This window comes from Streptomyces sp. NPDC058157 (assembly GCF_042884105.1).
Lineage (GTDB): Bacteria > Actinomycetota > Actinomycetes > Streptomycetales > Streptomycetaceae > Streptomyces.
In genome coordinates this window covers 1-9,522 of sequence record NZ_JBHVUQ010000237.1, presented here as the reverse complement: position 1 = coordinate 9,522, position 9,522 = coordinate 1, and the positions used below count along the sequence as shown (strand labels likewise).

General features: G+C 73.8%; 11 protein-coding genes. 5 read left to right on the top strand and 6 right to left on the bottom strand.

The annotated features are described in order from the left end of the window. Positions 1-175: 175 nt before the first annotated feature. Positions 176-625, top strand: coding sequence for a hypothetical protein (locus tag ACFVXK_RS33895; RefSeq protein WP_389619627.1), 450 nt, complete (start codon positions 176-178; stop codon positions 623-625). Here the strand turns inward: ACFVXK_RS33895 and ACFVXK_RS33890 are convergent. Continuing rightward, positions 622-1,299 (bottom strand): FadR/GntR family transcriptional regulator, encoded by a 678-nt coding sequence (locus ACFVXK_RS33890; protein ID WP_389619624.1) that lies wholly within the window; start codon positions 1,297-1,299, stop codon positions 622-624. The genes ACFVXK_RS33895 and ACFVXK_RS33890 overlap by 4 nt on opposite strands. Before the next feature lie 104 nt (positions 1,300-1,403). Between ACFVXK_RS33890 and ACFVXK_RS33885 the strand changes: the two genes are divergently transcribed. From ACFVXK_RS33885 to ACFVXK_RS33870, 4 genes are all read left to right on the top strand, one after another. After that, positions 1,404-2,693, top strand: a complete 1,290-nt coding sequence (locus ACFVXK_RS33885) for a CynX/NimT family MFS transporter (protein WP_389619621.1) — start codon at positions 1,404-1,406, stop codon at positions 2,691-2,693. 5 nt (positions 2,694-2,698) lie between these two features. Next, positions 2,699-2,818 carry an SGM_5486 family transporter-associated protein gene (locus tag ACFVXK_RS33880; RefSeq protein ID WP_344154728.1) on the top strand — a complete coding sequence of 40 codons (120 nt, stop codon included), beginning with the start codon at positions 2,699-2,701 and terminating at the stop codon, positions 2,816-2,818. Positions 2,819-2,987: 169 nt separating this feature from the next. Beyond that, positions 2,988-3,215 carry a hypothetical protein gene (locus ACFVXK_RS33875; RefSeq protein ID WP_389619618.1) on the top strand — a complete coding sequence of 76 codons (228 nt, stop codon included), beginning with the start codon at positions 2,988-2,990 and terminating at the stop codon, positions 3,213-3,215. A gap of 133 nt (positions 3,216-3,348) precedes the next feature. Next, a complete protein-coding gene (locus ACFVXK_RS33870) occupies positions 3,349-3,870 on the top strand; it encodes a SixA phosphatase family protein (protein WP_389619615.1) in 522 nt (173 codons plus the stop codon). 50 nt (positions 3,871-3,920) lie between these two features. Here the strand turns inward: ACFVXK_RS33870 and ACFVXK_RS33865 are convergent, their stop codons facing one another. The 5 genes from ACFVXK_RS33865 to serB all read right to left on the bottom strand — a co-directional run bounded on the left by ACFVXK_RS33865 (position 3,921) and on the right by serB (position 9,229). Further along, positions 3,921-4,760: a tryptophan 2,3-dioxygenase family protein gene (locus ACFVXK_RS33865; RefSeq protein ID WP_389619612.1), complete on the bottom strand. Its 840-nt coding sequence runs from the start codon at positions 4,758-4,760 to the stop codon at positions 3,921-3,923. Continuing rightward, positions 4,753-5,700, bottom strand: coding sequence for a diiron oxygenase (locus ACFVXK_RS33860; protein ID WP_389619609.1), 948 nt, complete (start codon positions 5,698-5,700; stop codon positions 4,753-4,755). The genes ACFVXK_RS33865 and ACFVXK_RS33860 overlap by 8 nt, the downstream gene beginning before the upstream one ends. Next, entirely contained in the window at positions 5,697-7,004 is a 1,308-nt protein-coding gene (locus ACFVXK_RS33855) for an aminotransferase class I/II-fold pyridoxal phosphate-dependent enzyme (RefSeq protein ID WP_389619606.1), read from the bottom strand. The genes ACFVXK_RS33860 and ACFVXK_RS33855 overlap by 4 nt, the downstream gene beginning before the upstream one ends. Next, positions 7,004-7,810 carry an SDR family NAD(P)-dependent oxidoreductase gene (locus ACFVXK_RS33850; protein ID WP_389619603.1) on the bottom strand — a complete coding sequence of 269 codons (807 nt, stop codon included), beginning with the start codon at positions 7,808-7,810 and terminating at the stop codon, positions 7,004-7,006. Before ACFVXK_RS33850 ends, ACFVXK_RS33855 begins: the two co-directional genes overlap by 1 nt. 219 nt (positions 7,811-8,029) lie before the next feature. Next, on the bottom strand, positions 8,030-9,229 hold the full coding sequence (serB, locus tag ACFVXK_RS33845; RefSeq protein WP_389619600.1) for a phosphoserine phosphatase SerB: 1,200 nt from the start codon (positions 9,227-9,229) through the stop codon (positions 8,030-8,032). Positions 9,230-9,522: the final 293 nt, after the last annotated feature.

The following is a 9,522-nucleotide window of genomic DNA, read 5'->3' as shown; positions in this document are numbered from 1 at the left end:
CCCCAGGGGAGGCGCGGCCACCGCCGTTTCCGGCCCGCGACGGCGGGGATCACGGGGCCCGCTCGATCGGACGTTCGCCCTCCGACCGGATCTTTCCGAGTCGAAAACCGGGACACATGCCTGCAAACTGACCTGGCCGGGATCTTCCCGGCGGGTTCGGGGAGGAGGTACGGGCGTGCGCGCGAGGCCGAGCCGAGCGGTATCGCTGCTGGTCACCTCGGTGGCCGTGACCGGACTCCTGGTCCCGGGAGCCCTCGCGCAACCCGGCGGGCCGGCCCCCGCCCCCGGACCCGGGGCGGCCGCCCCGGCGACCGTGGACTTCTCCGAGATCCCCGCCGAACCACCCGTACGGCCCGAGCAGCCCGCCGGCCGCGAGCTCTACGGCTCCGACTGCGACACCGAGATCGACGGCTCCCAGGTGATCGCGTACTGCCACAACGGCTTCCCCGAGACCGACCTGCTCCGCCTCCACGTGGAGTGCGAGCGCTGGTGGGACCTGGACGGGGACGGCGCCCTCGTCCCCCTGGACCCGGCCGGCCGCACCCGGCTGGTCGGCCGCTGCTGGAAGGAGGTCCGCACGGCCTGGGTCAGCCACCAGCGCCCGCCGGCCCCCGCCAGGAGCTAGGACGTGCCCTTGCCCAGGCAGACGAAGGGGTAGCCCGCCGCCTCCGAGGCCGCCGTGTCCCCGTCCCCGCGCCGGATCGCCTCGATGAGGCGGGCGTGGTCCAGGTGGCCCGCCGGGTCCAGCTCCGTGCCCACGTCCGCGCGCAGCCACTCCGCCACCAGATCGCCCAGGTCCGCGTAGAGCCCGGTCAGCACCTCGTTGTGCGAGGCCGTCACCACCGCCATGTGCAGGGCGACGTCCGTGCTCACGAACAGCTCCGCGTCCCCGCTCGCCCAGGCCTCCTCGCGCCGCGCCAGCAGCGCGTCCAGCTGGACCAGGTCCCGCTCGGTGCGGCGCTCCGCCGCCATCCGGGCCGCCGCGGACTCCAGCGTCGAGCGCAGCTCCGCGATGTGCCGGGGATCGGCCCCCGCGAAGCGGCGGTGCATCACCCCGGCCAGCTCGCTGGTGGCGAGCACGTAGGTGCCCGAACCCTGGCGGATGTCCAGGAGCCCGTTGTGCGCGAGGGCCCGGACGGCCTCCCGCACCGTGTTGCGGGCCACGCCCAGCAGCTCCACCAGCTCGGGCTCGGTGGGGATCCGGCTTCCGACCGGCCACTCGCCGGAGGTGATCTGGTTCCTGAGCTGGGCGATCACCTGGTCGACGAGCGCGGAACGCCGGGGCGAGGTCAGCGGCATGCGGACGGGGCCTTTCGAGGACTGCCGGACAGGAGGCGGAACGGGCTCAAGTGTGACAGGACCGAACTGGACAACCAATCATCCCATGATTCTATGATGGCGGGATGCGCGACGAAGACCTCCAGACCCTGAGCCGCCCGGCGATCCCGAGCGGCTCCCCGGGACGCCCCGCCACCGCTCCGGCCGCCGCCGACCCCAAGTGGCTCGGCCCGGTGCTCGTCGTCGGCATCGTGCTGGCCGCCCTCAACCTGAGGCCCGCCATCACCAGCCTCGGCGCCCTCTTCGAGGAGGCCCGCGACGGCCTCCACATGAGCGGCACCGTCGCCGGACTGATCACCTCCGTCCCGGCCCTCTGCTTCGCCGTCTTCGGCGTCACTGCGCCCCGGCTCTCCCGCCGCTTCGGCCCCGCCGCCGTCGTCTGCGCCGGCATGGCCGCCGTCGCCGCCGGCCTGCTGATCCGGCCCTTCGCCGACAGCGCCGCCGCCTTCCTCGCCGCCAGCGCCCTGTCCCTGGCCGGCATAGCCCTGACCAACGTGCTGCTCCCGGTCATCGTCAAGCGCTGGTTCCCCGACCGCGTCGGCACCATGACCGGCCTCTACTCCATGGCCCTGGCCGCCGGCACCTCCCTCGCCGCCGCCACGACCGTCCCGCTGACCTCCGCCCTCGGCGGGAACTGGCGCACCGGCCTGCTGGTCTGGGCCGCCCTCGCCGTGGCCGCCGTCCTGCCCTGGCTGCCCATCGCCGCCGCCGGCCGCCGCGAGAAGGCCGCCGCGCCCGCCGGCGCCGCCGCACAGGACGCCGGACCCTCCGTCGTGCGCAGCCGCACCGCCTGGGCCCTCGCCTGCTACTTCGGCCTCCAGGCCACCGGCGCCTACGTCACCATGGGCTGGCTCCCGCAGATCTTCCGCGACGCCGGGGTCTCCGCCTCCACCGCCGGCGTGCTGCTCGCCGTCACCATGGTCATGGGCGTCCCGCTGGCCTTCGTCATCCCCGGCCTCGCCGGACGGATGCGCCACCAGGGCCCCATCGCCGCCGTCCTCGGCGTCTTCGGCCTCGCCGGCTACCTCGGGCTCTACCTCGCCCCCGCCGGCGGAGCCTGGGCCTGGGCCCTCCTGCTCGGCGTCTCCAACTGCGCCTTCCCCCTCGTCATCACGATGATCGGACTGCGCGCCAAGTCCCCGGCCGGGGTCGTCAAGCTCTCCGCCTTCGCCCAGAGCACCGGCTACCTGATCTCCATCCCCGGCCCGCTGGTCGTCGGCACCCTCTACCAGCACAGCGGCGGCTGGGACCTGCCGCTCGCCCTCATGGCCGGCCTCCTCGTCCCGCAGATCGCCCTCGGCGTCCTCGCGGGACGGGACCGCACGATCGAGGACGAATGCGCCGTGCGAGACTGAACGGCATGTCGCCCGTACTCGAACCCAACCCCCAGGACAGCCACAAGAAGCTCGGCCTCGTGCTGGGAGCGATGGCCCTCGTGACCGTGATCGTGGCCGTCATCGCCACCCTCGCGTCCCCCTGACGCACCGCCGCCGGCCCGGCCCGGCCCCCGATGGTGGGGATAACCCCACCATCCCCTAGGGGGTCAGGATCAGGGTCGGGTGGGGTGTGCCCCGGATGGGAACCGGCGCCTCGGATCCATAGATTCGAAGCAGCGAGCCAGTCCCCAGCCGAAGAACCCGGAGGCGGCCATGCCGGCCACCACGCACACCCCGTCCCTCACCACCCGTCCCGCCCGCCGCCCTCGCGCGTACGCCCACACCAGTGCCCGGCTGCACTGGTGGACCCTGGCCCTGCCCGCCCTCGCCTTCGGCCTCCTGCTCCTGCTGCTCGCCGGCTCCGGCCAGGCCCAGGCCGCCACCGGCCAGCCCTCCTCACTGGTCCAGGTCACCCAGCAGCTGCTCCACGCCGTCACCTGACCGCCGCCCGCCGCACGACCCGCACCACCCGCGCTCCCGGCCGGTCAGCGCACGCCGGAGCACGCCCTCACGAGCCGGGGGCGGCCCCTCAACACCCTGCGCCCCGTGGCCCGTTTCATGCGAAGCTGGCCCCATGAGCGCCGACACACCCCGCAGGATCGCCCTCCTCCGGCACGCCAAGGCCGACTGGCCCCAGGTCGCCGACCACGACCGCCCACTGGCGGAACGCGGCCGCAGGGACGCGCCGGCCGCCGGCCGGAAGCTGGCCGAGACCGGCATCACCTTCGACCTGGCCCTCTGCTCCACCGCCGCCCGCACCCGGGAGACCTGGAAGCTCGCCGTCCAGGAACTCCCCTACCGGCCGCGGACCAGCTACGAGGAGCGGGTCTACGACGCCTCCCCGGGCGAGCTCATCGCCCTGCTGAACGAGACCCCCGACGACGTCGCCGACCTCCTCGTCATCGGCCACAACCCCGGCATGCACGCCCTGGCCGACATCCTCTCCGGGCGCGCGGAGGGCGACACCCAGGCCCGGATGGACCGCACCGGATTCCCGACCGCCGCACTGGCCGTCGTCTCCTTCACCGGCTCCTGGAAGTCCGTCGAACCCGGCGTGGGCACCCTGCTGGACTACTGGACCCCCAAGGAACACTGACCGCCGCGCCGGGCCCGGGGGCGGCGCACGCCCCGGGCCCGTCCGCTTCCTCAGCCCATCGGGCAGCCCGCCGGCAGCTGCGGGAAGCCCGCGTCCCGGGCCTCCCACAGCTCCGGGTAGAACCGCCGGTACACCGACGCCCGCAGGTGCTCCATCCCGCTGCTGCCGCCGGTACCCGGCCGCCCGCCGATCTGCCGCTCCACCAGCAGCGCGTGGCAGGCCCGCCACTCCGTCCACACCTCGTCGAGGTCGACCAGCGCCTCCACCAGCTCGGCCAGCTCCGCGAACTCCGCCGGATCGCCGTCCAGCGCCCCCGCCGCCAGCCGGGCGAACGCCTCCCAGCGCTCCTCCCGCGTCCCGGCCGCGAACCCGGCCTTCGCCAGCAGCGCCACGAACGCCTCCCACAGGGTGGTCTCCGCCAGCCGCCCGGCCACCCGCTCCCGCTCCGCGCCGGCCAGCCCGGCGACGGTCCGCCGCCCGTACGCCCCGTGCACCCAGTCGGCCCCGCACAGCGCCGCGATCTCCACGTACTGCGCCGACTGCTGCCCGCTGCTGGTACCCAGCGCGCCCCGGAAGGCGTGGAACTCGCGCGGCGGCATCGCCCGCAGCGGATGGATCGCGGAGATCAGCCCCCGGGTGACGGACACACTGCGCACCAGCCGGGCCCGGGCGGCCCGCGGATCGCCCTCCAGCATCCGGTCCCGGGCGTCCGCCAGGTCCCGCAGCAGCTGGCCGAACCACAGCTCCTGCACCTGGTGCACGGTGATGAACAGCAGCTCGTCGTCCACCCCGTCGGCCAGCGGCACCTGGAGCGACAGCAGCTCCGGCAGCTTCAGGTAGTCGGAATACGTCACGGCACCGGGGTGGGTGACGGTCGCGGTCTCAGACATCGGAATCCTCCGGGGCACGCAGTCCATGGGCGGCGAACGCGTCCGTGACGCCGGGCAGGTCGAACGCACCGACCTGGGCGCACAGCCGCAGGGTGGAACGGGAGATGGTCTGGATGCGGTCCACGCCCGCGCTGCCGCCGTAGCTGTCCGCCAGGACGGCCTCGATCCGCTCCTCGTCCAGACCCGCCAGCCGCAGCGACACCCGCACCGGCTCCAGGTCCCAGTCCAGCGCCGCGCGGATCATCGCCGGCAGGGCCCGGGCCGCCAGCACCCGGCGCCGGCCGTCGAGCCGGGCCCACAGCTCCAGGAAGAAGGCGGAGAAGAACCGGTGGTGACGGCCCTCGTCCTTGGCGTGGTCGCGCATCAGCTCCCGTACCGTGCTCACCACGGTCGGGTCCTGCGGCACCTCGTTCAGCACGGCCGTGATCAGCGTCTCGAACACCACCGCCTGCAACTGCCCGGCCAGCACCGGGTCCTCCGGCAGCAGCCGCCGCCCGGTCTCCTGCAGGGCCGTCACGAAGCCGCCGTAGTCCACGTCCGGGACGGCGATACCGGTGACGGCGGCCACCTGGTCGGCCAGGTCCAGGCTGTACAGGGCGTGGTAGCCCTCGTCGCAGTACACCTTGAACGCGTCCATGCGCAGCGAGGTCGGGAAGTGCAGCCCCGAGACGCCGTTGGCGACCGGCTCGGCCGCCCCGTTGACCACCCGGGTCTCCAGGTGGGTCGTGGAGTGCAGGAACTGGTACAGGTGCCGGACCGAGACCTCCCGGACCCGCTCCGGGGCCAGCGCCTTCACCTCCGGGTGCGCCAGGTGCGGCACCAGGGCGTCGGGGAAGAACACCCGGCCCTGCTCCGCCTCGGCGTGGAACATCCGCCGTACGCCGCCGCGCACGCCGGCGGTCTCGTACCAGCGGTCCAGGGGACCCGGTGCCGTGCTCATGGGTGACTTCCGTTCCGTGAAGCGGGGGAGGGGGAGGGGGTGGGACGCGGGCCCGCCTGCGCGGACAGGCCCAGGTGGGCGGCGATCCGCCGGACCGCCTCCGCGACCAGCGGGGCGTCGACGGTGTGGCACAGCCGGAACCAGCCCGGCACGGGCGAGCGGAAGGCCCCGCCGGGCAGGATGCTGACCTTCGCCTTCTCGAACAGCTCCCGCCACAGCAGCTCCTCGCCCCCGAAGCCGGCCTCGGGCAGCCACCGCCCGAGGTCCAGCCAGACGGAGAAGCCCGCACCGGCCGGGGCGTACGGGATCCCGTACGCCTCCAGCAGCCCGGTCAGGTGCCCGTACGAGGAGCCCAGCCGCCGCCGGCCCGCCGCGAGGAAGGAGGCGGTCCACTCCGGGTCGGCCAGCAGCTCCGCCAGGGTGTGCTGGGTGGCCGTGGACACGGGCGCGAAGTACGCCAGCGCCCGCGCGGCGTCCCGGACCCGCGGATCGAGGGTGTGCAGCACCCCGGTCTTCAGGCCGGGCAGCCCGAAGTCCTTCGCGAAGCCCCAGACCACATGGGTGCGCCCGGCCCAGTCCGGGTTGACGGCGGGATCGGCGGCGCTGGTGAACTCCCGCGGGCCGAACACCGCGTGGGCGTAGATCTCGTCCGAGACCAGGTCCACGTCGTGCTCGCGCACCACGCGCAGCAGCTCGGCCAGCACCTCGGGCGCGTGCACCTCGCCGATCGGGTTGGAGGGGGAGGACAGCGCCACCGCCCGGACGGTGACCCCCTCCTCCCGGGCCCGCCGCAGCGCCCGGTCCACCGCCGCGGCCGTCAGCCGGAACCCGTCGGCGGGATCCAGGGGCGCGGGCAGGATCCGGGCGCCGGAACGGCCGCCGAGATCGGTGTCGAAGGCCCCGTAGTAGGGGGCGGGCACCACGATGGCCTCGCCCGGGTCGCACAGGACGGAGGCGATCGCGTCCAGCGCCCCGGTGGCACCGCTGATCACCACCAGGTCCTCGGCGTCCAGCGGGGTGCCGACGGTGTCCGACAGCAGCGCCGCGACCCGGCCGCGCAGCACGCCGGTGCCGTGCAGCGGGGCGTAGCGGGCCGTGGCCTCGTCCATCGGGGGCAGCTGCGCCAGCCGTCCCTCCAGCAGGTCCCACAGCAGCCGGTTCTCGGCGGTGCCCAGGTTCAGGTAGCCGTCGGGCCGGGTCAGCGCGTCGTACGGTTCGGCCTCCGCGCGGAAGTGGGCCTCGGCGATGGCCGGGGTGTCGGCGAGGAGCCGGGCGGCCTGGCGGGAGAGGCGGCGGGCGCCCATCAGGCCCTCCCGTGGTCGGCTTCGGCGCCGGTGAGGAGCCCCGGGTGCACGCCGAGGCCCATCGAGGCGTCGATGACGGCGCCGTGCAGCGGGGCGGAGTGCTCGCCCGCCAGCCAGCGCACCTGCTCGGCGATCTCCGCCGAGGTGATCATCCGCCCCTTGGGCAGCCGCGCGGAGAGCGCGTCCCGTTCCTCGGGGGAGAGCTTGTCCAGGGTGCTCGCCTGGAACATCGTGGTGTCGACGGCGCCCGGGCAGAGCGCGAACACGTCCACCGGGGAGTGCGCCAGGTCGGCGGCGAGGTGGCGGGTCAGATAGGTGAGGGCGGCCTTGCTCATCCCGTCGGCCGGGTGGAAGCCGGGGAACTGGAAGATCCCCCCGCCGACGCTGGAGATGTTGACGATCTTCCCGAAACCCCGCTCCAGCATCCCCGGCAGCAGCTGCTCGGTCAGCCACAGCGGACCCACCGCGTTGATCTGGAAGAACACGGACGCCTTCGCGTGCCCGGGCCCCTCGCTGTAGTGCTCGACCGTCTTCGAACCGACCGCGGCGTTGTTCACCAGGACGTCCACCGGCCCGGGCAGCCGGTCCAGCAGCAGCTCGTGGTCCTCCCACACGCCCTGGGTGAAGGGGAAGGCTTCGACCTTGGCGCGTCCGGTGAGGGCCAGCTCCTCCACCAGTTCCTCGGCCCGCGCCCGGCCGTTGCGGTAGGTGAACCAGACCGTCCAGTCCTCCTCCCGCGCGAATCTCTCCACGCAGGCCCGGCCGATTCCGCCGGAACCTCCGGTGATGAGCACACTTCGAGTCATCAACGTCCCCTCGAACGAAGAGTCCGATCGGGCCACCGCTGTCGCGTACCGGCGGAGCGATCGGAGCATTAACCCCAAGTGCAGTACAAATGAAGCCAGTCAGGGTCAAAGGCGGCTCGACTCCGGCTCGCGCGACGGATCTTTCCGGCCACCGGGTTCCGGGCAGGACGAACGCCCGGCCGAAAGGATCCGGCCGGGCGTTGGGGGGAGAGGGGCTGCTCAGGCCAGGTCGGCCGCTTCCACTTCCTCACGGGTGATGCCGAGCAGATAGAGCACGGCGTCCAGGAAGGGCACGTTCACGGCCGTGTGGGCGGCCTCGCGCACCACCGGCTTGGCGTTGAAGGCCACGCCCAGGCCGGCCGCGTTCAGCATGTCCAGGTCGTTCGCGCCGTCACCGATCGCGACCGTCTGGGACAGCGGCACCCCGGCCTCCGCGGCGAAGCGGCGCAGCAGCCGGGCCTTGCCCGCCCGGTCCACGATCTCGCCGGTGACCCGGCCGGTCAGCTTGCCGTCGACGATCTCGAGGGTGTTCGCCGAGGCGAAATCCAGGCCGAGGCGCTCCCGGAGGTCGTCCGTGACCTGCGTGAACCCGCCCGAGACCACGCCCACCTGGTAGCCCAGGGTCTTCAGCGTCCGCACCAGGGTCCGGGCGCCGGGGGTCAGCCGCACCTCGGAGCGGACCTTGTCCACCACCGACTCGTCCAGTCCCGCCAGCAGCGCCACCCGGGCGTGCAGGGACTGCTCGAAGTCCAGCTCACCGCGCATGGCCCGCTCGGTCACCTCGGCGACCTCGGCCTCGCAGCCGGCGTGCGCGGCGAACAGCTCGATGACCTCGTCCTGGATCAGGGTCGAGTCCACGTCCATGACCACCAGCCGCTGCGCCCGGCGGTGCAGCCCCGCCGAGACCACGGCCACGTCGACGCCGATCTGGGCGGCGGTGGTCGCCAGCGCGGTGCGCAGCGGCTCCGTCTCGGCGCCGGAGACCGCGAACTCGACGGCCGTCACCGGGTACTTGGCGAGCCGGAAGATACGGTCGATGTTGCCGCCGGTCGCGGTGATCCGGGCGGCGATGGTGGCCGTGGACTCCGCGGTGAGCGGGTGCCCGAGCACGGTGACGTGGGACCGGCCGACACCGCGGGGGCGGTTGTCGCCGGTACCGGAGATGATCTCGGCCGACAGCTTCAGCGACTCGGCCCAGCTGTGCACGGTGGCCCGCAGCTCGCCCTCGGCGGCGGTGGTGGGCTGGGTGACGAGGACGCACAGGACGATGCGGCCACGGGTGACGACCTGCTCGATGTCGACGACGTCGACGGAGTAGGCGGCGAGGGTGTCCATTAGCCCGGCGGTGATCCCGGGACGGTCCTTGCCGAAGATCTTGACGAGGAGGGTGGGGGCGTCGGAGGTCTGCGAAGCGCTCATGGTCCCCTCACCGTATCTTCCCGCCCCCCGGCCCGGGCCGCCCGTCCCACGTTCTGAACGCCCGCCCCGCCCGACGGGCTCCCGCTACGCGGGACGAGGTCCCCTACCCGCCCTTCCTCCGTTCCCCGGGGCTCCGCCCCGGACCCCGATACGTGCGCTGCGCGCCCGTGCGCTCAATCGCCGCGCGGGCTGGGATGTGCGCAGCACATCCCAGCCCCGCCGGCGTTTGAGGCGCGGGGGTCTGGGGGCGGAGCCCCCTGGGAACGGGCGAAGGGCGGGTAGGGGACTCCGCC

Coding starts and splice junctions, on each gene's coding strand:
- ACFVXK_RS33890 (WP_389619624.1), bottom strand. CDS start 1,299: ATGCCGCTGACCTCGCCCCGGCGTTCCGCGCTCGTCGACCAGGTGATC.
- ACFVXK_RS33885 (WP_389619621.1), top strand. CDS start 1,404: ATGCGCGACGAAGACCTCCAGACCCTGAGCCGCCCGGCGATCCCGAGC.
- ACFVXK_RS33880 (WP_344154728.1), top strand. CDS start 2,699: ATGTCGCCCGTACTCGAACCCAACCCCCAGGACAGCCACAAGAAGCTC.
- ACFVXK_RS33875 (WP_389619618.1), top strand. CDS start 2,988: ATGCCGGCCACCACGCACACCCCGTCCCTCACCACCCGTCCCGCCCGC.
- ACFVXK_RS33870 (WP_389619615.1), top strand. CDS start 3,349: ATGAGCGCCGACACACCCCGCAGGATCGCCCTCCTCCGGCACGCCAAG.
- ACFVXK_RS33865 (WP_389619612.1), bottom strand. CDS start 4,760: ATGTCTGAGACCGCGACCGTCACCCACCCCGGTGCCGTGACGTATTCC.
- ACFVXK_RS33860 (WP_389619609.1), bottom strand. CDS start 5,700: ATGAGCACGGCACCGGGTCCCCTGGACCGCTGGTACGAGACCGCCGGC.
- ACFVXK_RS33855 (WP_389619606.1), bottom strand. CDS start 7,004: ATGGGCGCCCGCCGCCTCTCCCGCCAGGCCGCCCGGCTCCTCGCCGAC.
- ACFVXK_RS33850 (WP_389619603.1), bottom strand. CDS start 7,810: ATGACTCGAAGTGTGCTCATCACCGGAGGTTCCGGCGGAATCGGCCGG.
- serB (WP_389619600.1), bottom strand. CDS start 9,229: ATGAGCGCTTCGCAGACCTCCGACGCCCCCACCCTCCTCGTCAAGATC.